A 25,995-nucleotide genomic window follows, 5' to 3' on the forward strand; every position below is an offset into this window, starting at 1 on the left:
GATTGGGCTGTGGCTTTATGTAGCGTCGAATCCTAGATAACCACAGGCATCGAGTTGGTCTGCCAGATCAATACTCGCGTGACACGGTTGTCTTCGGTCTCGAGAATTTCCAGGCGATACCGACCGATCTTCAGGCATACCGCGCTTTCGGGAATGGTTTCCAGCGCCTCGGTGACCAAACCGTTCAGGGTTTTCGGGCCATCGCTTGGCAGGTGCCAGCCGAGGCTCTTGTTCAACTCGCGAATGGACGCGGCGCCGTCGATCACCAGGCGTCCGTCGGCTTGCGGATGAATGTGCGGATTGTCCAGGCTGTGCTGGCTTTCGAACTCGCCGACGATCTCTTCAAGAATGTCTTCCAGCGTGACGATGCCCAGCACTTCGCCGTATTCGTCGACCACCATGCCCAGGCGCCGCTGCTGCTTGTGGAAGTTGAGCAGTTGCAACTGCAGCGGGGTACTTTCCGGCACGAAGTACGGCTCGTGGCTGGCCGCCAGCAACGCTTCCCTGGTCAGGCTTGCATCGGGCAGCAAGTGCAGGATGTGCCGGGTGTTGAGGACGGCTTCGACCTGGTTGATGTCACTGTGGAACACCGGCAGGCGAGTGCGTTTGTTGTGGCGCAATTGTTCGATGATTTCTTCGAGGGGGTCATCGAGATTGATGCCGTCCACATCACTGCGCGGTACCAGGATGTCATTAACCGTGATGTTGTCGAGTGCGTGGATGCCAGGCAGCGGGTGAGGGCGGCTTACGGTTTCCGGCGTATCCTGCCGCTCCGTCAGTGTTTCGTCCTCACTTCGTTGCACCACTTTGGCTTTACGGGCGAACGGTCGTATCACCAACTGACTGATGCTGTTGAGCAGCCATGCCGCGGGATAGATGATTTTCAGCGGCACGCGCAGCAGATTGTTGCCTTGGGCCAGGATCGCATCCGGATAGCGGGCGGCGAGCGCGCGTGGCAAGTAGTCGGAAAACACCAGCAGTATGGCGCCCGCCCCGAGGCAAGCGACCCACGGACCGTTCTCGGCCCAGGTGAAAATTGCCAGCAAAGTGCCGATGACCACCACGAGTGCACGGCAGAGGGTGTTGCAAAAGATCAGGCTGACCAGGGGAAAGCTCAATTTGGCCGGCGGTTTGTCGCTGGAGCGCGTAGCAATGCGCTTGGCCAGTAAATGCTGGTGCGCCGCTTCAATGGCGGTAAACAGGCCCGACCATAAAATCAGCAGGGTCACTACCGCGAGCATTGGCCCTATGGGCAAATCGTCCATTAATGCCGCCCGTCAGATATGCAGGATGTATTCACGTACCAGTTTGCTGCCGAAATACGCCAGCATCAGCAGGCAAAAACCGACCAGGGTCCAGCGAATGGCTTTGTGCCCGCGCCAGCCGAGGCGATTGCGGCCCAAAAGCAGCACGCTGAAAACGACCCAGGCCACGCAGGCCAGCAGGGTTTTGTGCACCAGGTGCTGGGCGAACAGGTTTTCGACGAACAGCCAGCCGGAAATCAGCGACAGCGACAACAGCGACCAGCCGGCCCAGAGGAAGCCGAACAGCAGGCTTTCCATGGTTTGCAGCGGCGGGAAGTTCTTGATCAGCCCGGATGGGTGCTTGTGCTTGAGCTGGTGGTCTTGAACCAGCAGCAGCAAGGCCTGGAACACCGCGATGGTGAACATGCCGTAGGCAAGAATCGAGAGCAGGATGTGGGCGAGGATGCCCGGCTCCTCATCGATGACCTGTACCGTGCCGGCGGGGGCAAAATGCGCCAGCATCACGGTCAAGGCCCCAAGCGGGAACAGCAGGACCAGCAGGTTCTCTACCGGAATCCGCGAGCAGGCCAGCAGGGTCAGTGCGATGACCGCCACGGCAATCAGGCTGGCGGCACTGAAGAAGTCCAGGGCCAGGCCGGTCGGGGTCAGCAGGTGGGTGAGCAGGCTGACGCTGTGGGCCAATACGGCGAGCACGCCGAGCATGACCAGCAGGCGTTTGTTGACCTTGGCGCCGGACGCCAGGCGAATGCCCTGGTAAATGGTCGCAGCGGCATACAAGCAGGCGGCGGCGAGGGTAGTTAGCAAGCTGGGTGACAAGGGGAGCATAAATCCTGTTAGGCAAGCCCGAAAGTCGCTGAGTTTGGCATAGAACCCCCACGACACGAAAGACCACACAACCCGACGGCGAGGTGTCCGCCAGCCACAGTCTTCGCTATAATCCGCGACCTGCCCACGCCGCAGGCTCGCCGAGCACACGTTTAGTCCGGTCCGGGCCGCCATTATCCCGGTCTACACAGGGCCTGAAAGGATCGCGCAATGTTTGAAAACTTAACCGACCGTCTCTCGCAGACGCTGCGCCATGTCACCGGCAAGGCCAAGCTGACTGAAGACAACATCAAAGACACCCTGCGCGAAGTGCGCATGGCGTTGCTCGAAGCCGACGTCGCCCTGCCGGTGGTCAAGGACTTCGTCAATTCGGTCAAGGAACGCGCCGTCGGCACCGAGGTGTCGCGCAGCCTGACGCCGGGCCAGGCCTTCGTGAAGATCGTCCAGGCCGAGCTCGAAAGCCTGATGGGCGCGGCCAACGAAGACCTGAACCTGAGCGCAGTGCCGCCAGCGGTCATCCTTATGGCCGGTTTGCAGGGCGCTGGTAAAACCACCACCGCCGGCAAGCTCGCGCGCTTCCTTAAAGAGCGCAAGAAGAAGTCGGTCATGGTTGTGTCCGCCGACGTGTATCGTCCGGCGGCGATCAAGCAGCTGGAAACCCTGGCCAACGACATCGGTGTGACGTTCTTCCCGTCGGACCTGAGCCAGAAGCCGGTCGACATCGCCAACGCGGCTATTAGGGAAGCAAAACTCAAATTCATCGACGTGGTCATCGTCGATACCGCTGGTCGCCTGCACATCGATGAAGAGATGATGGGCGAGATCAAGGCGCTGCATGCCGCGATCAAACCGGTCGAAACCCTGTTCGTGGTCGACGCCATGACTGGCCAGGACGCCGCCAACACGGCCAAGGCCTTCGGCGATGCATTACCGCTGACCGGTGTGATCCTGACCAAGGTCGACGGCGACGCCCGTGGCGGTGCGGCACTGTCGGTGCGTGCCATCACCGGCAAGCCGATCAAGTTCATCGGTATGGGCGAGAAGAGCGAAGCGCTCGATCCGTTCCACCCTGAACGTATCGCCTCACGCATCCTTGGCATGGGCGATGTGCTCAGCCTGATCGAGCAGGCGGAAGCGACTCTCGACAAGGACAAGGCCGACAAACTGGCCAAGAAGCTGAAGAAGGGCAAGGGCTTCGACCTCGAAGACTTCCGCGATCAGCTGCAACAAATGAAGAACATGGGCGGCCTCGGCGGGCTCATGGACAAGCTGCCGAATATCGGTGGTGTGAATCTGGCGCAGATGGGCAACGCCCAGGGGGCGGCAGAAAAGCAATTCAAGCAGATGGAAGCCATCATCAACTCCATGACCCCGGCCGAGCGCCGTGACCCTGAGATGATCAGCGGTTCGCGCAAACGCCGGATCGCCATGGGTTCCGGCACTCAGGTGCAGGATATCGGTCGCTTGATCAAGCAACACAAGCAGATGCAGAAGATGATGAAGAAATTCTCCGCGAAAGGCGGAATGGCCAAAATGATGCGCGGCATGGGCGGTATGTTGCCCGGCGGCGGCATGCCGAAGATGTAAAGAATCCGCGCAAGAGCTGGCTCTTGCGCCGCCCCACAAGGAAGTGGGATCAACAGCAAACCCGCATCAGGCGGGAGCTGACCGGCCGTTTTCAACGACGGCTCTATAGCAAATCTGCATGGCGGCCGATAGGCGCCGGAAAAAGTCATTTGCAAAAGTCCGGATATTCCTTAGAATATGCGGCCTTTCGGGCACCCATGCCCGCTGTGCATTTAGATTTGCAGCACCGACTACAGGAACGATGTTCACATGCTAACAATCCGTCTTGCCCTTGGCGGCTCCAAAAAGCGCCCGTTTTACCACTTGACCGTAACCGACAGCCGCAACCCGCGCGACGGTTCGCACAAGGAACAGGTTGGCTACTTCAACCCTGTTGCTCGTGGTCAGGAAGTTCGTCTGTCCGTGAACCAAGAGCGCGTAGCCTACTGGCTGAGCGTTGGTGCACAACCTTCTGAGCGCGTTGCTCAGTTGTTGAAGGAATCTGCTAAGGCTGCGGCCTGAGCAATATGAACGCGACGCCAGCTATTGCTGATGATTTGATCGTTATCGGCAAGATTTATTCTGTTCACGGCGTTCGCGGCGAAGTGAAGGTGTACTCCTTTACTGATCCGATTAAAAACCTGCTGGACTACAAAACCTGGACGCTCAAGCGTGACGGTAATGTAAAGCAGGTAGAGCTGGTTAGCGGACGCGGGAATGACAAGTTCCTGGTCGCAAAGCTCAAGGGTCTCGATGATCGCGAAGAAGCTCGTCTTCTGGCCGGTTATGAGATCTGCGTGCCGCGCAACCTGTTCCCTGAACTCACCGACGGCGAGTACTACTGGTACCAGCTGGAAGGTCTCAAGGTCATCGACACGCTCGGACAACTGTTCGGGAAGATCGATCACCTGCTGGAGACCGGCTCGAACGATGTCATGGTGGTCAAGCCTTGCGCTGGCAGCCTGGATGATCGCGAACGCCTGTTGCCCTATACCGAGCAATGCGTGTTGGCTGTCGACCTGGCCGCAGGCGAGATGAAGGTGGACTGGGACGCGGATTTCTAAGCGTGGCTAACTTGCGCGTAGAAGTGATCAGTCTGTTTCCCGAGATGTTCGCCGCCATCAGCGAGTACGGCATCACCAGTCGTGCGGTGAAACAGGGGCTCTTGCAGCTCACCTGTTGGAATCCGCGAGACTACACGACGGATCGACATCACACTGTGGACGATCGCCCGTTTGGCGGTGGTCCGGGCATGGTGATGAAGATCAAGCCCCTGGAAGATGCTCTGGTTCAGGCCAAGGCAGCCGCCGGGGAGGGAGCGAAGGTGATTTACCTGTCCCCCCAAGGCCGTCAGCTGACTCAGTCGGCGGTACGCGAGTTGGCGAATCTGGATGCATTGATCCTGATTGCCGGCCGCTATGAAGGCATTGACGAGCGTTTTATTGATGCTCATGTCGATGAAGAGTGGTCGATTGGCGACTATGTACTGTCTGGCGGCGAGCTGCCGGCGATGGTCCTGATCGATGCGGTTACACGACTGCTGCCTGGAGCTTTAGGGCATGCGGACTCCGCCGAGGAAGATTCCTTTACGGATGGTTTGCTGGATTGCCCGCACTACACCCGCCCGGAGGTGTATGCGGATCAGCGTGTTCCCGACGTATTGCTAAGTGGCAATCACGCGCACATCCGGCGTTGGCGTTTACAGCAGTCCCTTGGTCGGACCTATGAACGACGCGCCGATCTTCTGGAAAGCCGCTCGCTTTCTGGAGAAGAGAAGAAGCTGCTCGAGGAATACATCCGCGAGCGGGACGATAGTTAACAACGTATCGATGGTAGATCAGACGATTTACCTTAGGAGCACAGCATGACTAACAAAATCATCCTTGCACTCGAAGCAGAGCAGATGACCAAAGAGATCCCTACCTTTGCCCCGGGCGACACCATTGTCGTTCAGGTGAAAGTGAAGGAAGGCGACCGTTCGCGTCTGCAAGCGTTCGAAGGTGTTGTTATCGCCAAGCGTAACCGCGGCGTAAACAGTGCATTCACCGTTCGTAAAATCTCCAACGGTGTTGGCGTAGAGCGTACTTTCCAGACCTACTCCCCGCAAATCGACAGCATGGCTGTCAAGCGTCGCGGTGACGTACGTAAAGCCAAGCTGTACTACCTGCGTGACCTGTCGGGTAAAGCAGCTCGCATCAAGGAAAAACTGGCTTAAGTCCAGCTTCCGATGCAGAAAAAAGCAGCCTACGGGCTGCTTTTTTGTTGCTTGCGATTTATGCGTGCGATGGTTTCGCGGGCGTGCGGGCTATGAAAGACTTGCGGTCAGTCTTTCCGCTGCCTGAGTCTTTATGCCCGCCATCGATCATCCCCTGATAGATCAATTCCTCGACGCCCTGTGGCTAGAGAAAGGTCTCTCCGACAATACCCGCGATGCCTATCGCAGCGACCTGGCCCTGTTCAACGGCTGGCTGCAGGAAAAAGGCCTGGAACTGATCAACGCCGGCCGCGAGCTGATCCTCGATCACCTGGCCTGGCGTCTGGAGCAAAACTACAAGCCCCGCTCAACCGCACGGTTTCTTTCCGGCGTACGTGGCTTCTATCGTTATTTGCTGCGGGAAAAGTTGATCGCTGTTGATCCAACGTTACGGGTTGATATGCCGCAGCTCGGCAGGCCATTACCCAAATCCTTGTCTGAGGCAGATGTAGAAGCCTTGCTAAAGGCACCGGACTTGAGTGAAGCCATCGGTCAGCGCGACCGGGCCATGCTTGAAGTGCTGTATGCCTGCGGCTTGCGGGTGACCGAGCTGATCAGCCTCACCCTTGAACAAGTCAATCTGCGTCAAGGCGTGTTGCGCGTGATGGGCAAGGGCAGCAAAGAGCGGCTGGTGCCGATGGGCGAGGAAGCAATTGTCTGGGTCGAGCGCTATATGCGCGATGGGCGTGGTGAGCTGCTTGGTGGGCGTCCCAGCGATGTGCTGTTTCCCAGTCAGCGCGGCGAGCAGATGACCCGCCAGACGTTCTGGCACCGGATCAAGCACCAGGCCAAGGTCGCGGGGATCGGCAAGTCACTGTCGCCGCATACCCTGCGTCATGCGTTCGCCACGCACCTGCTCAACCACGGCGCGGATCTGCGGGTTGTGCAGATGCTGCTGGGGCACAGCGATTTGTCGACCACCCAGATTTATACCCACGTGGCACGCGCACGCTTGCAGGACCTGCACGCCAAACACCATCCACGGGGGTGATTCAGTGCTTCAAATGGAATACGAGCCTGTGGCGAGGGGGCTTGCCCCCGTTGGGTTGCGAAGCAGCCCCCTGCAATCGTTCAGAATCACCGAGTTGTCCGGATTTACGACTGCTGCGCAGCCGAACGGGGGCAAGCCCCCTCGCCACAGGGACCTTATGTGATAGGCTTGGCCAGTTTGCACGATGGGCGATTATGACCCGGTGTTTCGGCACGGGCGTTCTGATCGTCCCATATGTTCGCCTTCAGGAGTTCTCATGCGTCTGACCCAGATTTTCGCCGCCGCAGCCATTGCGTTGGTCAGCACCTTTGCCGTCGCCGATGACGCGGCTGACAAAGCCATTCGTAAAAGCCTGGAAAACCTCCAGCTCGAAGTCCCGGTGGAAAGCATCACCGCCAGCCCGTTGCCAGGTCTGTACGAAGTCAAGCTCAAGGGCAGTCGCGTTCTTTACGCCAGTGCCGACGGTCAGTACGTGGTTCAGGGCTACCTGTTCGACCTCAAGGACGGCAAGCCGGTCAATCTGACCGAGAAGACCGAGCGCCTGGGCATTTCCAAGTTGATCAACGATATTCCGGTCGCTGAAACCGTGGTGTACCCGGCCATTGGCGAAACCAAGTCGCACATCACCGTATTCACCGACACCACCTGCCCGTACTGCCACAAGCTGCACGCCGAAGTGCCTGAGTTGAACAAGCGCGGCATCGAAGTGCGTTACGTGGCGTTCCCGCGTCAGGGCCTGGGTTCGCCGGGTGACGAGCAGCTGCAAGCGGTGTGGTGCTCGAAAGACAAGAAAGCGGCCATGGACAAAATGGTCGACGGCAAGGAAATCAAGGCCGCCAAGTGCGATAACCCGGTTTCCAGGCAGTTCGCTCTCGGCCAGTCGATTGGCGTGAACGGCACACCGGCCATCGTTTTGGCCGACGGTCAGGTCATTCCGGGCTACCAGCCTGCGCCACAAGTCGCCAAACTGGCGCTGGGCGCGAAGTAAATTCGCATCGTCACGGCAAGCCTTGACGATCATGGTCCGGCAGCGACATCGCCGGGTCATTAATAGAGAGCCGCGAGCATGCGGCTGTTTTCACGGCCGGCCTTGAGTCGGCCGTTTTATGGGGAGTTCACAGTGAAACCGGTCAAAGTAGGCATCTGTGGGTTAGGGACCGTCGGTGGCGGTACCTTCAACGTACTTCAGCGCAACGCCGAGGAAATTGCTCGTCGTGCCGGGCGTGGGATCGAAGTGGCACAAATTGCCATGCGCACGCCAAAGCCTCAGTTCCAAACGACCGGTATTGCGATTACCAACGATGTCTTCGAAGTGGCCACGAACCCTGAGATCGACATCGTCATAGAGCTGATGGGCGGCTACACCGTTGCCCGCGAGCTGGTACTCAAGGCCATCGAGAATGGCAAGCATGTGGTCACCGCGAACAAGGCGCTTATTGCTGTTCACGGTAATGAAATTTTCGCCAAGGCACGCGAGAAAGGCGTGATCGTTGCGTTCGAAGCGGCGGTGGCCGGTGGCATTCCGGTGATTAAGGCGATCCGCGAGGGCCTGTCCGCCAACCGCATCAACTGGGTGGCCGGGATCATCAACGGCACCGGCAACTTCATCCTGACGGAAATGCGTGAGAAGGGTCGCACCTTCGAAGACGTGTTGGCCGAAGCCCAGGCTCTGGGTTACGCCGAAGCCGACCCGACCTTCGACGTTGAGGGGATCGACGCTGCTCACAAGCTGACGATCCTGGCGTCCATCGCATTCGGCATCCCGCTGCAATTCGACAAGGCTTATACCGAAGGCATCACCAAGCTGACGACGGCCGACGTAAACTACGCCGAAGCGCTGGGCTACCGCATCAAGCACCTGGGTGTGGCGCGCAGCACCGCGGCCGGTATCGAACTGCGCGTGCACCCGACGCTGATCCCGGCCGACCGCCTGATCGCCAACGTCAACGGCGTGATGAACGCAGTGATGGTCAATGGCGATGCCGCCGGTTCGACCCTGTTCTACGGTGCCGGTGCCGGCATGGAGCCGACCGCTTCGTCGGTGATCGCCGACCTGGTGGACGTGGTCCGTGCCATGACTTCCGACCCGGAAAACCGCGTACCGCACCTGGCGTTCCAGCCGGATTCGCTGTCGGCTCACCCGATCCTGCCGATCGAAGCCTGCGAAAGCGCCTACTACCTGCGTATTCAGGCCAAGGACCATCCGGGCGTATTGGCTCAGGTCGCGAGCATCCTCTCGGAGCGTGGCATCAACATCGAGTCGATCATGCAGAAGGAAGCCGAGGAACACGACGGCCTGGTGCCGATGATCCTGCTGACCCACCGCGTGCTGGAACAGCACATCAACGATGCCATCGCCGCTTTGGAAGCCTTGGCGGGTGTGGTCGGTCCGGTTGTTCGGATCCGTGTCGAGCACCTTAACTAAAACAGCTGCAAGCTATCAGCTCCAAGCGGCAAGCCAGAAGCCAGTGACGCTCAGCTTGCAGCTTGAAGCTTGAAGCTTGAAGCTCAAACCGAAGGTTTGAAAACATGCGCTACATCAGTACCCGCGGCCAGGCACCGGCCCTGAATTTCGAAGACGTCCTGCTGGCAGGTCTTGCCACCGACGGCGGTCTGTACGTCCCGGAAAACCTGCCACGTTTCACCCAGGAAGAAATCGCTTCCTGGGCCGGCCTGCCCTATCACGAGCTGGCTTTCCGCGTTATGCGCCCGTTTGTCACCGGCAGCATTCCAGACGCTGATTTCAAGAAAATCCTCGAAGAAACCTACGGCGTGTTTGCCCACAGTGCCGTTGCGCCGCTGCGTCAGCTGAACGGCAACGAATGGGTGCTGGAGCTGTTCCACGGCCCGACCCTGGCGTTCAAGGACTTCGCCCTGCAATTGCTCGGCCGTCTGCTTGACTACGTGCTGGAAAAGCGCGGCGAGCGCGTGGTGATCGTCGGTGCCACCTCCGGTGACACCGGTTCGGCCGCCATCGAAGGCTGCAAGCATTGCGAAAACGTCGACATCTTCATCCTCCACCCGCACAACCGCGTGTCCGAGGTGCAGCGTCGGCAGATGACCACCATTTTCGGTGAGAACATCCACAACATCGCCATCGAAGGCAACTTCGATGACTGCCAGGAAATGGTCAAGGCGAGCTTCGCCGACCAGGGTTTCCTCAAGGGCACCCGTCTGGTCGCCGTGAACTCGATCAACTGGGCGCGGATCATGGCCCAGATCGTTTACTACTTCCACGCGGCCCTGCAACTGGGCGGCCCGGCACGCTCGGTGTCGTTCTCGGTGCCGACCGGCAACTTTGGCGACATCTTCGCCGGTTACCTGGCGCGCAACATGGGCCTGCCGATCAACCAGTTGATCGTCGCCACCAACCGCAACGACATCCTGCACCGCTTCATGAGCGGCAACCAGTACGTCAAGGAAACCCTGCACGCGACGCTGTCGCCGTCCATGGACATCATGGTGTCGTCGAACTTCGAACGCCTGTTGTTCGACCTGCATGGTCGCAACGGCGCGGCGATTGCCGGCCTGATGGACAGCTTCAAGCAAGGTGGCGGTTTCAGCGTCGAGCAAGAGCGCTGGACCGAAGCCCGCAAGCTGTTCGACTCGCTGGCCGTGGATGACGCGCAAACCTGCGAAACCATCGCTGAAGTCTATGAACAGACCGGTGAAGTGCTGGATCCGCACACGGCCATCGGCGTGAAAGCAGCGCGGGAATGCCGCCGCAGCCTGGACATTCCAATGGTGATTCTGGGCACCGCCCATCCGGTCAAATTCCCGGACGCCGTGGAAAAAGCCGGTGTAGGAAAAGCTCTCGAACTGCCTGCACATCTTTCTGATTTGTTTGAACGAGACGAGCGTTGCACCGTATTGCCAAATGACTTGAAGGCCGTACAGGCCTTTGTCAGTCAGCATGGCAACCGCGGCAAGCCGCTTTAATCGCTCAGAGCTGTCACATTTTGAAGCCCGTCTCCTGACGGGCTTTTTCATTTCTGCATGCACACTTGTCGTGTTATCGCCGCGAAAGGACAGGCGAGTGAATCACCAAGGACGTGGGAATGCTGTTTACAAGTGTGTTCAAACCGGCCATGCGCTGGCTGTTTTTGCTCGGCATCATGGGCATCGCCCAATGGGGCGGCGCGAGTCCTCCAACCATTCAGGAGCGCGGGAAGTCTGTCGCCCGTTCAATGGTCGTGCTGGATGAACAGGAGTTACGCTGGATGGCCAGCCATCCACGGGTCGTTGTCACGGCACTGGAGTATCCGTTGTACCTGTTCAAGGATGAACATGGTCATTGGACGGGTCTGAACAGCGATCTGCTCAAGCGCATCAGTGACATGACGGGCTTGCAGTTCGTTTACCAGGAGTCGTTCTCCACCGATCAGATGCTCGCACACCTGGAAAGAGGCACGGCGGATTTAAGTACCACGCTTTCGATGAATGAAGAACGCAGGGCGCTTCTCGATTTCAGCCATGCGTTCGGCGGTGCAGGCTGGGTCTTTGTCGGGCAGTCGGGGGCGCCGCCGGTGCAGTCGCTGGAGGATCTGGCGAAACGGGTGCTGGTGCTGCCGACCCGACATGCACTGGAAGCGGTGATACGTCGCGATTATCCGTCCATCGAATTGCGCTCGGTTAAAACCTACGCCGAAGCCCGTGCCTGGGTTGAAAGCGGTGAAGCCTACGCCACCATCGAAAACGAAATCGGCGCCCAGCTGTTTCCGTCAGGCCGGCTACAGCTCGGGGCTGTGGTGCCGGGCAAATGGGATGGGGATTATCTGGCGGTGCGCAAAGGCCAGCCGCAGTTGCTGAGCATCCTCAACAAGGCGCTCGAGGCGTTTCCTGAGCAGGAACTGCGCGCCATGCGCCTGAAGTGGCTCGGTGGCACCAGCACGTCACAGGCACATGGCTTCTGGCAGCGATTTGACCAATGGGTTTGCTGGGGCATGTTTGTGGTCAGCCTGTTTGGTCTGTTGTCCCTGCTCTGGAACCGGCGATTGGCGGTGGTGGTCAGGCAACGGGTCGAGGCCCAAAGAAGCCTGCGTGATCAGCTGGCATTCCAGCATGCCCTGATGGATGCCATGCCTGACCCGATGTTTGTTCGTGATCTGCAAGGGCGTTTGATCATGTGCAACAAGAGTTATGAGGACGCCTTGTCGACGCATTTTGACCGGATGCAGGGGCGGCAGTTGATCGAGGTTGATGTCATGCCCAGACAAACCGCGGAACTGCTGCATGCCGAACTCATGGCGCAGTTGAGTACGCGCAGAACGCGCTTTTTCGAGCGTCAGTTGGTGTTCAAGGACGGCGTCAGGGATATCTACCAGTGGACGGTGCCGTTTTACACGGCGGATGGCCAACTACGAGGATTGCTGGGGGGCTGGGCCGATATCGCCCGGCGTACCCGACAAACGTGACGGTTGCGTTTTTTCTCTGTCATGTTCGCCGTGCATGCTCTCTTGACTGACCTGCAGTTTCAGCTGCGGTCAGTATCCAGAACTTTCTTCTCGGGCCAGCGGTCATCTGTTGTAGGCATGCCCCAGGCACGTTGTTTCGGACTATTGAGTGGTGATCGGGATGGAAAGTATCAGTCTGTTGCTCGGTGAGGCGCTGAGCCCGTATCAGGTCACATTGACCCCGTCAGGCAATCGTGGCGAATGCCGGGTGACTCTGAAGAATGCTATCGGCGCGACGGTGGTCGAGCGCGCGTTCAATCAGGCCCAGTTGAATGACAAACGCCTGCTGACGGATGTGGTCGACGGTTTGCATCGCGACGTGCTGATCGCTGAAGGACGCCTGGAGCCTTGTGTCATCGCGGCATTGCGCAATGCTGCCCAGGACAAGCTTCTGGCCAGCCGCAATTGAATGGATTTTTGTGGGAACCTTCCCGCGCCCAGGTCAGTCAGACTTTTTAACAGCAGGATCAAGCATTGTGCTCCGGTGCTTGTAGCTTGCTGCTACTGGTCTCCAAGCAGGCCACGTTTAACCCCGGGTCGTCTCCCCACTTCCCGGGGTTTCTTTTTGCCCGGGATTTGTCATGGTTGCGCCAGATTGTCGAAAAAAGCCTTGGTGTCTTTCAGGTAATCGCTGCGACTCTCCGGATCCAGCCAGGCGGCGTAGGCCTCGTCAAGCGGCTCGCGGGGAAGGGCGCGCAGCACCTGGTTGATCTCGACGATGGCCTGCCGGCCCTTTGGCGTGTCGGTGCAACCGATGTAACCGGACAGGTATTTGCCCGTGCCGCGAATTGGATAGAACTGCAATTCATCCTCGGCGATGCCTTGCAGCGAGGCCTGATAGCGAATTTCCGGGCGATAGCCCAGCAGCAGGTGCAAGCGTCCCAGGCGCTGCATTTGCAACAGGCTGCCCAAGGCGTCGTTGCCGTAATGAGCGGTCAGTGTGTTGGATGGTGCTTGCCTGAGCAGCCCGTCCAGGTATTCGCCGTAATTGCGCTCGGCAATAATCCCCAGTTTTTCGCGGCCGCTGGCGAGCAGCGCTGCCAGGTCGACTTCGCCATCCTTGATAAAGGGTGCCAGCACGTTCTGGTCAATGCGCCGCACGGCCAGGCCATTGCTCATGGCGCGGAAGACTGGAATGGAAAAGGCGATCCACTGTGCCCGTTCCTTGCTCCAGTTCAGCGCCGCGTCGCAGACGAGGGCCGGTTCGTGGAGCATTTGCAGTCCACGCGCGCGATTGACCCTCATCACGCTGTGCTGGTACTGCGGCATGCCGGCAATCAACAGTGGAAGCAGTTGATCGATGACACCCTGGCCCTTTTTCGGCCCGTCGAAAATCGTCAGTGGCGGCAGATCACGCTTGAGCCAGATCAGGTTTTCCTTGGGCTGTGCCAGGGCTGACGGGAGCGGTTCAAGGAGCAAGAGTAAAATCGCCAGCATGCACAGCGGCCATCCGCCGTGCGACGGGTGGTGCCGAATGGGCCATGCAGGCAGGCGCCTCAGTTCAGATGGCTCCATCTTTGCGCAACTGTGCGATCTGCGACGCGTCATAGCCAAGTTCCTGGAGTACCTGCGCGTTGTGCTCACCCAGTTGTGGCCCGACCCATTCACATTCACCGGGGGTCTCTGAGAGTTTCGGCACAATGCCCGGCATCTTGAAGTCCTTGCCATCCGGCAGTTTGGCTTGCAGGAACATTTCTCGCGCCAGGTACTGAGGGTCATTGAACATGTCTTCGGCGCTGAAGATCCGGCTGGCCGGTACCTCGGCCTGATTGAGCTGCGCCAGCACCGTGTCCAGCGGCAACGAGTTGACCCAGCGATCGATGACGCCATAAATCTCGTCGCGTCGGGCATCGCGGCCATCGTTGCTGGCAAGCTGAGGGTCGTTGGCCAGGTCTTCCCGACCAATGATCAGCATGAAGCGTTTGAAAATCGCGTCGCCATTGGCGCCGATCTGCACATGTTTGCCATCGGCACTGGTGTGGATCGAGGACGGGGTGATGCCCGGCATGATATTGCCCGTGCGTTCGCGGATGAAGCCGAACACGTCGAACTCCGGGACCATGCTTTCCATCATCGCGAAGATGGCTTCGTACAGCGCCACGTCCACCACTTGCCCCAGGCCGCCGTTGACCTCGCGATGACGCAGGGCCATCAACGCGCCGATCACGCCCCAGAGCGCGGCAATCGAGTCACCGATGGAAATGCCGGTGCGCACCGGCGGCCGGTCTTCGAAACCGGTGATGTAGCGCAGGCCTCCCATGGATTCACCGACCGCGCCAAAGCCGGGCTGATCTTTCATCGGGCCGGTCTGGCCGAAACCCGACAGCCGCACCATGACCAGTTTCGGGTTCAAGGCGTGCAGGACATCCCAGCCCAGGCCGAGTTTTTCCAGGACGCCGGGGCGAAAGTTTTCGATCAGAATGTCTGCTTCGCCCAGCAGCTGTTTCAGGATCGCCTGACCTTCGGGGTGTTTGAGATTGAGGGTCAGGGATTTTTTATTACGCGCCTGGACGAACCACCACAACGAAGTGCCTTCATACAACTTGCGCCATTTGCGCAATGGATCACCGCCGTCCGGGGATTCGACCTTGATTACGTCGGCACCGAATTCAGCGCAAATGCGCGAGGCAAACGGGCCGGCAATCAAGGTGCCCAATTCAATGACTTTCAGACCGGAAAGCGGTTTGGCGGTGATCGGCATGCGGGATCCTGCAGGACAAGGGTTGAGAGGATAGAGCGTTTTAACATAGCCGACTGTCCGACGCTCCAGCTTGATTGTGTTCTATTCGTGGATTGCCCGTCGCATCGGGTAGACTTGCCGCCTTTCCTCGTATCAAGAAGCCCGTTCATGGCCCAGCCGTCCACGACCTACAAGTTTGAACTGAACCTCACCGACCTCGACCGCAGTGTCTATGAGAGCGTGAAGCAGACCATCGCCCGTCACCCTTCGGAAACCGAAGAACGCATGACCGTACGCCTGCTGGCCTACGCTCTTTGGTACAACGAGCAGCTGTCGTTTGGCCGTGGTCTGTCGGAAGTGGATGAGCCGGCCTTGTGGGAAAAAAGCCTGGATGACCGTGTCCTGCACTGGATCGAAGTCGGCCAGCCCGATGCCGAGCGCCTGACCTGGTGTTCGCGCCGCACTGAACGCACCAGTCTGCTGGCCTATGGCAGCCTGCGCGTGTGGGAAGGCAAAGTGGTGCCGGCGGTGAAAAACCTGAAGAACGTCAACATCGCTGCCGTGCCTCAGGAAGTCCTGGAAACCCTGGCCAAGGACATGCCGCGCGTCATCAAGTGGGACGTGATGATCAGCGAAGGGACGATCTTCGTCACCGACGACCGTGGTCAGCATGAAGTCCAGTTGCAATGGCTGGCCGGTGAGCGCGGCTGATTTTTCGCCGCTCTAGCGCGTCACCCGGTTTTATCCTACGTATTCAAGAGAAGCTCCTGTCACCCCATGCGCATCGAACCTCGCCTGCTGCCCGACACCCCTGCCATTCCTCGGTGATATTCCGCCACTGCTGACCCGCCTGTACGCGGCGCGGGGCGTGCAATCCGAGGCAGAACTGGACAAGAGCCTGGCGCGGCTGATTCCGTTCCAGCAGCTCAAGGGCATTGATGCCGCCGTGGATTTACTGGTGACGGCGCTCGAACAGCGCCAGCGCATTCTGATCGTCGGCGACTTCGATGCCGACGGTGCGACGGCCAGCACCGTGGGCACCCTGGGTTTGCGCCTGTTGGGTGCTGCGCATGTCGATTATCTGGTGCCAAACCGTTTCGACTACGGCTACGGTCTGACCCCGGAAATCGTCGCGGTGGCGCTTGAGCGCCAGCCTCATCTGCTGATCACCGTGGACAATGGCATCTCCAGCGTCGACGGCGTGGTGGCGGCGAAAAAGGCCGGGCTCAAGGTGCTGGTTACCGATCACCACTTGCCCGGCGACGAACTGCCGTTGGCCGATGCCATCGTCAATCCGAACCAGCCGGGTTGCGAGTTCCCGAGCAAGGCGCTGGCCGGTGTCGGGGTGATTTTCTATGTGCTGATGGCCCTGCGCGCACGATTGCGTGAACTGGGCTGGTACGCGAGCAAGCCGCAGCCGAATATCGGCGAACTGCTTGACCTGGTGGCCCTGGGCAGCGTGGCCGACGTGGTGCCGCTGGATGCCAACAACCGGATTCTGGTGCATCAGGGCCTTGAGCGGATTCGCGCCGGACGTGCCCGGCCGGGGATCAAGGCGATCCTCGAAGTGGCCAAGCGCGATCATGCGCGCATCACCTCCACCGACCTGGGCTTCATTGTTGGCCCGCGTCTGAACGCGGCAGGGCGCCTGGATGACATGAGCCTGGGCATCGAGTGTCTGCTCACCGACGATGCGGCGACTGCCCGTGAAATGGCGGCGCAACTGGATGGCATGAACCAGGATCGCAAATCCATCGAGCAAGGCATGCAGCGCGAAGCGCTGGCGCAGCTCAAGGATTTGCCGGTGGAGTCGATGCCGTTCGGCTTGTGCCTGTTCGATCCGGAGTGGCATCAGGGCGTCATCGGTATTCTTGCGTCGCGGATGAAAGAGCGCTATTTCCGCCCGACCATCGCCTTTGCCGATGCCGGAGATGGCCTGCTCAAAGGCTCGGGGCGTTCGGTCCAGGGCTTTCACATCCGCGACGCCTTGAGTGTGGTGGCGGCGCAGCATCCGAACCTGATCACCAAGTACGGTGGTCACGCGATGGCGGCCGGCCTGACGCTGCCGGAAGCGAATTTCCCGTTGTTCGCCGAAGCCTTTGACGCTGAAGTGCGCCGGCAACTGCGCGAAGAAGACCTGACAGGCCGCCTGCTGTCGGACGGCACCCTGGCGGTGGAAGAGTTTCACCTGGAACTGGCCCGTGCCCTGCGGCATGCCGGCCCATGGGGGCAGCACTTCCCGGAGCCGTTGTTTCATGGGGTGTTCCAGTTGGTCGAGCAGCGCGTCGTTGGCGAACGGCACCTTAAAGTCGTGCTGAGAAGTGAGTGTGGTTCGGTGAAACTCGACGGCATTGCCTTCGGGATTGACCGCGACATCTGGCCGAATCCGACCATCAAATGGGTGGAACTGGCCTACAAACTCGATCTCAACGAGTTTCGTGGCAACGAGACGGTTCAACTGATGATTGCCCACATCGAACCGCGATAAGTCAGCTCACTGTATTGCTTTTGTGGCGAGGGGGCTTGCCCCCGTTGGGCTGCGAAGCGGCCCCAAATCTGGTTTAGAATTCCGCAAGGCCAACTGTGCCGAATGGCTTTGTTGCGGCTGCTGCGCAGCCGAACGGGGGCAAGCCCCCTCGCCACAGGTCCTTCATTAACCTGCCATTGAGGTGTTTCAATTCTTGAACCCTCCCTCATTCCCGGTTGTCGACTAGGCTCTAAACACTGCTTGATTGGCCTTGTGACGTCTTGTCGAATTTTTTGCCCGCGGGGGCGGGTGTTGTACCTTTTTCCTGTCACTCGTCGACTTTTCAAACAGAACCTGGAGCCTGCCCACTGATACGAGAGGTGCCCCATGAGTCTGCTGCTTGAACCCTTTACCATTCGCCAATTGACCCTGCCCAACCGCATCGCGGTATCGCCGATGTGCCAGTACTCCTGCGCCGATGGCCTGGCCAATGACTGGCACCTGGTCCACCTCGGCAGCCGCGCTGTCGGCGGGGCAGGGCTGGTGTTTACCGAAGCCACGGCGGTCACCGCCGACGGGCGTATCACCGCTCAAGACCTCGGTCTGTGGAATGATGAGCAGATCGAACCCCTGCAACGCATCACCCGCTTCATCAGCGCCCAGGGCGCCGTTGCCGGCATTCAGCTGGCCCATGCCGGGCGCAAGGCCAGTACCTACCGGCCATGGCTTGGCAAACACGGCAGCGTCAAACCCGACGATGGCGGCTGGGTGCCGGTCGGACCTTCGCCGATTGCGTTCGACCCACAGCACACACAACCCAGACAACTGGATGAGGGCGAGATCGCCAAGGTGATCCAGGCGTTTGTCGATGCGGCAAAGCGCTCTCTGATTGCCGGTTTCAAGGTGGTCGAAGTGCACGCGGCCCATGGTTACCTGCTGCACCAGTTCCTGTCGCCGTTGAGTAACCAGCGTCGCGATCAATATGGCGGTTCGTTCGAAAATCGTATTCGGCTGGTGCTGCAGGTCACCGAAGCGGTGCGTGCGGTATGGCCTGAAGAGTTACCGGTGTTTGTCCGGGTCTCGGCCACCGACTGGGTGGAAGACGGCTGGAACCCTGATGAAACCGTGGAACTGGCGCGCAGCCTGAAAGACCTGGGCGTGGACCTGATCGACGTCTCGTCGGGCGGGACTGCGGCGAATGCCGAGATTCCCACAGGGCCGGGTTATCAGACCCGCTTCGCCGAGCGTGTGCGCAAGGAGTCGGGCATGGCCACCGGCACGGTTGGCATGATCACCGAGCCGGCCCAGGCCGAGCACATCCTGCGTACCTGCCAGGCCGACATTATCTTCCTGGCCCGTGAGTTGTTGCGCGATCCATATTGGGCGCTGCATGCAGATGACGATCTGGGCGGGCACAAGGCCGTGTGGCCGGCGCAATATCAGCGGGCGACCCACCGTGAGCAGCCGATTCACGAATCGGATTTGCGCGACTGAAATCCATCGATACGAAAAAGCCCCTGAATCGTGAGATTCAGGGGCTTTTGTTTATGCCGGTGATCGATCAGGCCGCTTCGATCTTGCTGCGGTTCTGTTCGACCTTGTTCAGGTAATCCTTGAGCTTTTCCTGTTCGGCCAGCGTCGTGAACAAACCGAGCTTGCTACGACGCCAGAGGATGTCGTGGGCGCTGGTGGCCCATTCTTCGCTGCACAAATAGTCGACTTCACGGGTGTAGAGACCGCCGCCGATGTGTTCGCCCAGATCACTGAGGTCCTGTACGCCTTCGAGCATGCGCCAGGTACGGCTGCCGTAGGTGGTGGCCCAACGGCGAGCGATCTCGCTCGGTACCCAGTCGAATCTGTCGCGGATACGCGAGGTCAAGGCTTGCGGGGTGGTCATGTCTTCACCGCCCGGCAGCGTGGCGCTGGCGGTCCAGCTTGGCTTGATGTGCTTGAAGTACGGTGCCAGTTGCGCCAGCGCCGACTCGGCCAGTTTGCGATAGGTGGTGAGTTTGCCGCCGAATACGGACAGCAATGGAGCTTCTTCGCCAGAGCCCGACAGCGCCAGGGTGTAATCGCGGGTCACGGCCGACGGGTTGTCGGATTCGTCGTTGCACAGCGGGCGCACGCCGGAATAGCTGTGCAGGATGTCGTCGCGGCTGATTTGCTTTTTGAAGTGGGCGTTGACCACGTTCAACAGGTAATCGGTTTCGCCGTCGGTAATTGCAACGGCAGCCGGATCGCCGGTGTACTCGCGGTCGGTGGTGCCGATCAGGGTGAAGCGGTTCAGGTACGGAATGGTGAACACGATGCGCTGATCTTCGTTTTGCAGGATGTGCGCGTGTTCGCCTTCGTACAGCTTCGGCACGATCAGGTGGCTGCCCTGGATCAGGCGGATGCCATAAGGCGATTCCATCTTCAGGTCATCGCGAATGAACTTGGCGACCCAAGGCCCGGCCGCGTTGACCAATGCCTTGGCGCGGATCGAAAACAGGCTGCCATCGGCACGTTCCAGATGCAGGTGCCACAGGCCTTTGTTGCGACGGGCGCTGACGCAGCGGGTCTGGGTGTGAACGTGGGCGCCCTTTTCCCGGGCGGCCATGGCGTTCAATACCACCAGGCGTGCGTCGTCGACCCAGCAATCGGAGTATTCGAAACCCTTGGTGATCTCGCTTTTGAGCGCGCTGTCGGGGCCGAACTTCAGGCTCTTCGAACCTTTCAGTTGCTCGCGCTTGCCAAGGTTGTCATAGAGGAACAACCCGGCGCGGATCATCCACGCCGGGCGCAGGTGCGGGCGGTGTGGCAGTACGAAGCGCATTTGCTTGACGATGTGCGGTGCCTTGGCCAACAGCACTTCACGTTCGGCCAGGGCTTCACGCACCAGGCGGAATTCGTAATGTTCGAGGTAGCGCAGGCCACCGTGAATCAGCTTGCTGCTGGCCGACGAGGTATGGCTGGCCAGGTCATCCTTTTCACAAAGGAACACCGATAGGCCGCGACCGGCAGCATCCGCTGCGATCCCCACGCCATTGATCCCGCCACCGATGACGGCGATATCGTAAACCTCGGCGAGAGGGGGCGTAGGCAAGGTGGAAGTGGGCATCGGCTTGGCCTCGGAGTTCTTTGATGTTCTGTATTTGAAATCGAACATTGATGTTCATTTGCGAAAATACTAGCCCATAAAGACGCGCGCAGCCAGTCAGCTTCGATTGAAAATACTCATCGAAGGGCCGTTAAAGGAAAATTTACGAACATTTTGAGAGATGACTGACTTGAGAAGAGCGGAGTTTGAGCGACCGCCATCGCGAGCAAGCTCGCTCCCACAGTGATTGATGGCATACACAAGTTTTGTGACCGACTCAATTCCTTGTGGGAGCGAGCTTGCTCGCGATGGCGGCAGTGCAGGCGCCGTAGATATAGCGGTGAGGTTAAACAACCTCCAGCCGAACCTTGTGCTGGTTCAACAGCTGCGCCAGCGCCGGCGAAGGCTGCTGATCGGTGACCAGGCAATCGACCAGGCTGATGGGCCCCAGGCGAATCATGGCGTTGCGCCCGAACTTGCTGGAGTCGGCCGCGAGGATCACTTGTCGGGCATTGGCGATAATTGCCTGGGATACCCGCACTTCCTGATAATCGAAGTCCAGCAGGCTGCCGTCCTCATCGATACCGCTGATGCCGACCAACGCGAAATCGACCTTGAACTGGTTGATGAAGTCGACGCTGGCCTGACCGACCACGCCACCGTCGCGCCGTACGTTGCCACCGGTCAGCAGCACGTCGAAGTCGTCCTTGGCGCTGAGCATCGAAGCCACATGCAGGTTGTTGGTGATGATCTTCAGGTGACTGTGGTTGAGCAGTGCCCTGGCGATGGATTCGGTCGTGGTGCCGATGTTGATGAACAACGAGGCATGGTCGGGAATCTGCGCGGCAATGGCTTCGCCGATACGCTGTTTTTCATCGCGCATCTGATCGGCGCGCATGGCGTAGGCGGTGTTTTCGACACTGGAGTCATAGGCGGCGCCACCGTGGTAGCGACGCAATAAATTGGCTTCCGCGAGCTGATTGATGTCGCGGCGGATGGTCTGCGGGGTAACAACGAACAGCGTGGCCATTTCCTCGATGCTGACATAGCCGCGTTCGCGGACCAGTTCGAGGATTTGCTGCTGACGGGGAGGCAGATTCATGGGGCGTCCTTTGGGCTGCCGTGCAAAATTTGCCCATGATGCCGCAGGAATCTGCTCCCTACCAGTTACATCCGGATACGAGCCCGTATCCCGGATTATTCAGCCTCGTCTTCAGCCGCCCAATCGCGGGTGCGGCTGACCGCTTTTTTCCACCCTGCGTAGAGTTTTTCCTTCGCCGCTTCATCCAGCGTCGGCTCGAACCGGCGCTCGATCACGGCCTTGCCACGCAACTCTTCCAGGCTGCCCCAGAAGCCACAGGCCAGGCCTGCCAGGTAAGCGGCGCCGAGTGCCGTGGTTTCGCGCATTTGCGGGCGTTCGACCTGGGTGCCGAGGATGTCGGCCTGGAACTGCATGAGGAAGTTATTGGCCACCGCGCCGCCATCCACGCGCAGGGCCTTGAGGCGTTCGCCGGAGTCCTGCTGCATGGCGTCCAGCACGTCGCGGGTCTGGTAGGCAATCGACTCCAGCGCGGCACGAATGATGTGATCCACGCGTACGCCGCGGGTCAGGCCGAACAATGCGCCACGGGCATACGGGTCCCAGTACGGTGCGCCCAGGCCGGTGAAGGCCGGCACCAGGTACACGCCGTTGCTGTCCTTGACCTTGTTGGCGAAGTATTCGGTGTCGTGGGCGTCGTTGATGATTTTCAGCTCGTCACGCAGCCATTGCACAGTGGAGCCGCCGTTGAACACCGCACCTTCCAGCGCGTAGGCCACTTCGCCGCGAGGGCCGCAAGCGATGGTGGTCAGCATGCCATGCTTGGATTTCACCGCTTTGTCACCGGTGTTCATCAGCAGGAAGCAGCCTGTGCCGTAAGTGTTTTTCGCCTGGCCTGGCTCGACGCACATCTGGCCGAACAGAGCGGCTTGCTGGTCACCGGCGATACCGCCGATGGCGATGCCGCTTTTGGTGTGGCCGTAGATTTGCGAGGACGATTTAACTTCCGGGAGCATTTCGCGCGGAATATCCAGCACCTCCAGCATCTTCGCGTCCCACTCCAGGGTGTGGATGTTGAAGAGCATGGTGCGCGAGGCGTTGGTGTAGTCGGTGACGTGGACCTTGCCGCCGGTAAATTTCCAGATCAGCCAGCTGTCGACGGTGCCGAACAGCAGCTCGCCGTTGCGCGCTCGCTCGCGGCTGCCTTCGACGTTATCGAGAATCCACTTGAGCTTGGTGCCGGAGAAGTAGGGGTCGGTGACCAGGCCGGTGGTTTCGCTGATGTATTGCTCGTGACCATCGCGTTTGAGCTGCTGGCAGATCTCGGTGCTGCGTCGGCATTGCCAGACGATGGCGTTATAGATTGGGCGGCCGGTGTTCTTGTCCCACACCACGGTGGTTTCGCGCTGGTTGGTGATACCGATGGCTGCCACCTGGTCGTGGTGCAGGCCGGCTTGTGCCAGGGCCTCGACCATCACGGCGCTTTGGGTGGCGAAGATTTCCATCGGGTCATGCTCGACCCAGCCGGCTTGCGGGTAATGCTGAGCGAACTCCCGTTGGGCGGTGCAGACCACGTTCGCGTCGCGGTCGAAAATGATCGCGCGGGAGCTGGTCGTACCCTGATCGAGGGCAATGATGTAGTTCTTATTCTGTGTGTCGGTCATGTCGATTGCCTTGGCGTGAATAAGGGAGTGAGGTCTGGCGCGCGATCAAAGGGCAGGGGCACGCGCCAACGGTATCAAGAAGTTCTGGGTTTGCCGTCAATAGCAGGTAGTGCGTCCTTTGTAGCAGGTACGGCGCAGGGCAGATGGCGGGCAATCAGCCCGCGATAGGCGGCAGCACCGAGGCAGGCACCGACAATCGGTGCAAAAACAGGAATCAGGAAATACGGAATATCGCGTCCGCCAGTGACGGAAATTTCACCCCAGCCAGCGAAGAAAGTCATCAGTTTAGGGCCGAAGTCCCGCGCCGGGTTCATAGCAAAGCCGGTCAGCGGCCCCATCGAGCTGCCGATCACTGCAATCAGCAGGCCGATCAGCAGCGGTGCCAACGGGCCTTTTGGCAAACCATTGTTGTCGTCGGTCAGGGACATGATCACGCCCATCAGGATGGCCGTAATGATCACCTCGACCAGAAACGCCTGGGCGGTGGTCAGCACAGGATTCGGGAAGGTGGAGAACACGGAGGCCAATTCAAGGCTGGCCTGGGTTCCGCGAACCATATGGTGCGTTTGTTCGAATTCGAAGAATAGATTGCTGTAAAGCGTGTAAACCAACAATGCTCCACAGAAAGCACCTGCCACCTGAGCGAGCATGTAGAAAGGCAATTTACGCTTTTCGAAGTCCGCGAAAATACTCAGGGCAATGCTGACGGCAGGGTTCAGATGTGCCCCGGAAACTCCGGCGGTCAGGTAGATCGCCATGCTGACGCCGACACCCCAGATAATGCTGATTTCCCACAAGCCAAAACTGGCACCCGCGACTTTGAGCGCGGCAACGCAACCCGTACCAAAAAAGATCAGCAGCGCCGTACCCAGAAATTCGGCCATGCATTGGCTCGAGAGCGATGGTTGTTGTAAAGCAGTTGTCATTGAAACCTCGGTTTTTTTTTGTTGTCTGGCGCTTTTTCCATCATGGTCGGAGCGCGTTTTTCAGCGAGGCAGGATCCCCATCCTGATCGCGGTTTACTGCTGGGTGCTACGGTAGGACATTTCGTATAGTTTCAGAAACGAAAAAATATAGACAAGAAACACTACTGTCAAAGGTCGAAAGTGAACCATCGGTCATAAATAAACTATTCGTCGCATGAATGAACGAGTCTTTGGGTGTTGGGAAGGTTGGGTTATGGCGTCATGGATGCGCTGCCCTGGAGCCTTTTAACGATCAATGTCCTAGAATCCGCCGCAGTATTTTTCTTCTGCCGCCCAATCTGGAGCTGCCATGACCCCCGCATTGGATTTGTTGAAAAAGGTTCGAGCCGAACATCGCGTACACAGTTACGAACATGACCCGAAGGCCGCCTCCTACGGGTTGGAAGCCGCGGAGAAACTGGGGCTCGACCCGGCTCAGGTGTTCAAGACCTTGCTGGCGGCCAGCGAAAAGGGCGAGTTGTTGGTGGCGGTGGTGCCGGTTGTCGGCAGCCTGGATTTGAAAGGGCTGGCCCACGCCGCTGGCGTGAAAAAGGTCGAAATGGCCGACCCGGCGGCGGCGCAGCGCTCCACTGGCTATCTGTTGGGCGGGATCAGTCCGCTGGGGCAGAAAAAGCGTTTGCGAACCTTCATTGATAATTCAGCCCAGCCCTTCGCCAGTATTTTTGTCAGTGCGGGCCGGCGCGGACTGGAAGTCGAACTGGCGCCGGCCGTGCTGGCCGAACACACCCAGGCGAAGTTTGCCGATATCGGCCGTACGTGAGCGTCGAAGTGAACGCAGATCTGTATGGTGAAAATCAGCCTGCTCTGTCACTGGTGCCGGTGCGGCCAGCGCGGCATGCTCGGCGGTCTGACAAAGGGAGAAGGTTATGCAGCTGGAGTTTCATCAGGTCGACGCGTTCAGCAATCAGCCATTCAGTGGCAACCCGGCGATGGTCTATCGGCTCGATAGCTGGCTCGCCGATGAGTTGATGCAAAAGATTGCCGCCGAACACAACCTCGCCGAAACGGCGTTTGTCGTACGCGAAGGGCGGGGCTGGCACATCCGCTGGTTTACGCCGACCACCGAGGTGCCATTGTGTGGTCACGCGACGCTGGCCAGTGCCTATGTGTTGTTTGAAATCTATAAAGAACCAGTCGAACGACTGGACTTCACCTGCAAATCCGGACCGCTGAGCGTGACCCGTGAAGGTGGGCGCCTGTGGCTGAATTTCCCGGCGATCATTCCCTCGGAAATCGACGTGACCCTGGATGTCGAGCGTGCCCTCGGCGTTGAAGCTGTCGATGTGCTGGGTTCCAATGAACTGTTTGTGGTGCTGGAGTCCGAGCAAGCGGTGCTCGACTGCAAGCCGGACATGGTCGCCCTGGCGAAACTGCCGTGGTTGGGCGCAATCGTGACGGCGCGTGGCAGCCAGCACGATTTCGTGTCCCGCTATTTCGCGCCAGCGATCGGCATCAACGAAGATCCGGTAACCGGATCGACCCATTGCCTTCTGATTCCGTACTGGTCGCAGCGTTTGGGCAAGTCGAGCTTGACGGCCTGTCAGCGTTCGGCCCGGGGTGGGGAATTGTTCTGCCGACTGGAAGGGGAGCGGGTGAAGATTGGCGGGAATGCGACGCTGGTTGCGCGTGGAACGCTGATGCTGGGCTAACGCAAACCCAATGTGGGAGCGAGCTTGCTCGCGATAGCGGTATTACATTCAACAAGTTTGTTGACTGATCCGACGCC

At 59.3% G+C, this 25,995-nt stretch carries 23 protein-coding genes and 1 pseudogene; 16 read left to right on the forward strand and 8 right to left on the reverse strand.

Going from position 1 to position 25,995, the window contains the following annotated elements; all coding sequences use genetic code 11:
• Window positions 1–32: 32 nt before the first annotated feature.
• Together ABIA48_RS20105 and ABIA48_RS20110 are read right to left on the reverse strand one after the other, a co-directional pair.
• Window positions 33–1,265: a transporter associated domain-containing protein gene (locus tag ABIA48_RS20105; protein WP_429490838.1), complete on the reverse strand. Its 1,233-nt coding sequence runs from the start codon at window positions 1,263–1,265 to the stop codon at window positions 33–35.
• Window positions 1,266–1,277: 12 nt separating this feature from the next.
• Window positions 1,278–2,090 (reverse strand): cytochrome C assembly family protein, encoded by an 813-nt coding sequence (locus ABIA48_RS20110; RefSeq protein WP_429490840.1) that lies wholly within the window; start codon window positions 2,088–2,090, stop codon window positions 1,278–1,280.
• Window positions 2,091–2,300: 210 nt separating this feature from the next.
• Between ABIA48_RS20110 and ffh the strand changes: the two genes are divergently transcribed.
• The 11 genes from ffh to ABIA48_RS20165 all read left to right on the forward strand — a co-directional run bounded on the left by ffh (window position 2,301) and on the right by ABIA48_RS20165 (window position 12,763).
• Window positions 2,301–3,677 (forward strand): signal recognition particle protein, encoded by a 1,377-nt coding sequence (ffh, locus tag ABIA48_RS20115; protein WP_429490842.1) that lies wholly within the window; start codon window positions 2,301–2,303, stop codon window positions 3,675–3,677.
• A gap of 249 nt (window positions 3,678–3,926) precedes the next feature.
• On the forward strand, window positions 3,927–4,178 hold the full coding sequence (gene rpsP / locus ABIA48_RS20120) for a 30S ribosomal protein S16 (protein ID WP_007972721.1): 252 nt from the start codon (window positions 3,927–3,929) through the stop codon (window positions 4,176–4,178).
• Window positions 4,179–4,183: 5 nt separating this feature from the next.
• Window positions 4,184–4,720: a ribosome maturation factor RimM gene (rimM, locus tag ABIA48_RS20125; protein ID WP_008053499.1), complete on the forward strand. Its 537-nt coding sequence runs from the start codon at window positions 4,184–4,186 to the stop codon at window positions 4,718–4,720.
• 2 nt (window positions 4,721–4,722) lie between these two features.
• Window positions 4,723–5,475: a tRNA (guanosine(37)-N1)-methyltransferase TrmD gene (gene trmD / locus ABIA48_RS20130; RefSeq protein WP_007990028.1), complete on the forward strand. Its 753-nt coding sequence runs from the start codon at window positions 4,723–4,725 to the stop codon at window positions 5,473–5,475.
• Between the two features lie 45 nt (window positions 5,476–5,520).
• On the forward strand, window positions 5,521–5,871 hold the full coding sequence (gene rplS / locus ABIA48_RS20135) for a 50S ribosomal protein L19 (RefSeq protein WP_003175895.1): 351 nt from the start codon (window positions 5,521–5,523) through the stop codon (window positions 5,869–5,871).
• A gap of 133 nt (window positions 5,872–6,004) precedes the next feature.
• On the forward strand, window positions 6,005–6,901 hold the full coding sequence (gene xerD, locus ABIA48_RS20140) for a site-specific tyrosine recombinase XerD (protein WP_310054117.1): 897 nt from the start codon (window positions 6,005–6,007) through the stop codon (window positions 6,899–6,901).
• A gap of 256 nt (window positions 6,902–7,157) precedes the next feature.
• Window positions 7,158–7,889: a bifunctional protein-disulfide isomerase/oxidoreductase DsbC gene (gene dsbC / locus ABIA48_RS20145; RefSeq protein WP_007998529.1), complete on the forward strand. Its 732-nt coding sequence runs from the start codon at window positions 7,158–7,160 to the stop codon at window positions 7,887–7,889.
• 132 nt (window positions 7,890–8,021) lie between these two features.
• Window positions 8,022–9,326 carry a homoserine dehydrogenase gene (locus tag ABIA48_RS20150; protein ID WP_007998527.1) on the forward strand — a complete coding sequence of 435 codons (1,305 nt, stop codon included), beginning with the start codon at window positions 8,022–8,024 and terminating at the stop codon, window positions 9,324–9,326.
• Window positions 9,327–9,430: 104 nt separating this feature from the next.
• Window positions 9,431–10,840 (forward strand): threonine synthase, encoded by a 1,410-nt coding sequence (thrC, locus tag ABIA48_RS20155; RefSeq protein ID WP_007990037.1) that lies wholly within the window; start codon window positions 9,431–9,433, stop codon window positions 10,838–10,840.
• A 119-nt stretch (window positions 10,841–10,959) separates the two neighbouring features.
• Window positions 10,960–12,315: a transporter substrate-binding domain-containing protein gene (locus ABIA48_RS20160; RefSeq protein WP_429490847.1), complete on the forward strand. Its 1,356-nt coding sequence runs from the start codon at window positions 10,960–10,962 to the stop codon at window positions 12,313–12,315.
• A gap of 160 nt (window positions 12,316–12,475) precedes the next feature.
• Window positions 12,476–12,763: a DUF3509 domain-containing protein gene (locus tag ABIA48_RS20165; protein WP_429490849.1), complete on the forward strand. Its 288-nt coding sequence runs from the start codon at window positions 12,476–12,478 to the stop codon at window positions 12,761–12,763.
• A gap of 170 nt (window positions 12,764–12,933) precedes the next feature.
• On the opposite strand, the gene ABIA48_RS20170 is transcribed toward ABIA48_RS20165, so the two are convergent.
• Window positions 12,934–13,902, reverse strand: a complete 969-nt coding sequence (locus ABIA48_RS20170) for a TIGR02285 family protein (RefSeq protein WP_429490851.1) — start codon at window positions 13,900–13,902, stop codon at window positions 12,934–12,936.
• The gene (locus ABIA48_RS20175; RefSeq protein ID WP_310054125.1) at window positions 13,856–15,055 is read right to left on the reverse strand and encodes a CaiB/BaiF CoA transferase family protein; all 1,200 of its coding nucleotides are present in this window, start codon (window positions 15,053–15,055) and stop codon (window positions 13,856–13,858) included. Before ABIA48_RS20175 ends, ABIA48_RS20170 begins: the two co-directional genes overlap by 47 nt.
• Window positions 15,056–15,202: 147 nt before the next feature.
• Here ABIA48_RS20175 and ABIA48_RS20180 point away from each other — a divergent pair, with 147 nt between their 5' ends.
• From ABIA48_RS20180 to ABIA48_RS20190, 3 genes and pseudogenes are all read left to right on the forward strand, one after another.
• Complete coding sequence (locus ABIA48_RS20180) at window positions 15,203–15,745, forward strand: YaeQ family protein (RefSeq protein ID WP_007971297.1); 543 nt, start codon at window positions 15,203–15,205, stop codon at window positions 15,743–15,745.
• A 66-nt stretch (window positions 15,746–15,811) separates the two neighbouring features.
• Window positions 15,812–17,522 (forward strand): annotated as a pseudogene (gene recJ / locus ABIA48_RS20185) (single-stranded-DNA-specific exonuclease RecJ).
• Window positions 17,523–17,888: 366 nt separating this feature from the next.
• Window positions 17,889–18,995 (forward strand): NADH:flavin oxidoreductase/NADH oxidase, encoded by a 1,107-nt coding sequence (locus ABIA48_RS20190; RefSeq protein ID WP_429490854.1) that lies wholly within the window; start codon window positions 17,889–17,891, stop codon window positions 18,993–18,995.
• Between the two features lie 67 nt (window positions 18,996–19,062).
• Here the strand turns inward: ABIA48_RS20190 and glpD are convergent, their stop codons facing one another.
• The 4 genes from glpD to ABIA48_RS20210 form a co-directional block, all read right to left on the reverse strand.
• The gene (gene glpD, locus ABIA48_RS20195; protein ID WP_007985889.1) at window positions 19,063–20,601 is read right to left on the reverse strand and encodes a glycerol-3-phosphate dehydrogenase; all 1,539 of its coding nucleotides are present in this window, start codon (window positions 20,599–20,601) and stop codon (window positions 19,063–19,065) included.
• Window positions 20,602–20,926: 325 nt separating this feature from the next.
• Window positions 20,927–21,682, reverse strand: a complete 756-nt coding sequence (locus ABIA48_RS20200) for a DeoR/GlpR family transcriptional regulator (RefSeq protein ID WP_007971301.1) — start codon at window positions 21,680–21,682, stop codon at window positions 20,927–20,929.
• 95 nt (window positions 21,683–21,777) lie between these two features.
• A complete protein-coding gene (gene glpK / locus ABIA48_RS20205) occupies window positions 21,778–23,283 on the reverse strand; it encodes a glycerol kinase GlpK (protein WP_429490856.1) in 1,506 nt (501 codons plus the stop codon).
• Window positions 23,284–23,357: 74 nt separating this feature from the next.
• Window positions 23,358–24,209 (reverse strand): MIP/aquaporin family protein, encoded by an 852-nt coding sequence (locus tag ABIA48_RS20210; RefSeq protein ID WP_429490858.1) that lies wholly within the window; start codon window positions 24,207–24,209, stop codon window positions 23,358–23,360.
• A gap of 349 nt (window positions 24,210–24,558) precedes the next feature.
• On the opposite strand from ABIA48_RS20210, the gene ybaK reads away from it, so the two are divergent.
• Window positions 24,559–25,029, forward strand: a complete 471-nt coding sequence (ybaK, locus tag ABIA48_RS20215; RefSeq protein WP_007985882.1) for a Cys-tRNA(Pro) deacylase — start codon at window positions 24,559–24,561, stop codon at window positions 25,027–25,029.
• Between the two features lie 106 nt (window positions 25,030–25,135).
• The gene (locus ABIA48_RS20220) at window positions 25,136–25,918 is read left to right on the forward strand and encodes a PhzF family phenazine biosynthesis protein (protein WP_429490861.1); all 783 of its coding nucleotides are present in this window, start codon (window positions 25,136–25,138) and stop codon (window positions 25,916–25,918) included.
• Window positions 25,919–25,995: the final 77 nt, after the last annotated feature.

This window comes from Pseudomonas sp. S30_BP2TU TE3576 (assembly GCF_050436025.1).
GTDB lineage: Bacteria > Pseudomonadota > Gammaproteobacteria > Pseudomonadales > Pseudomonadaceae > Aquipseudomonas.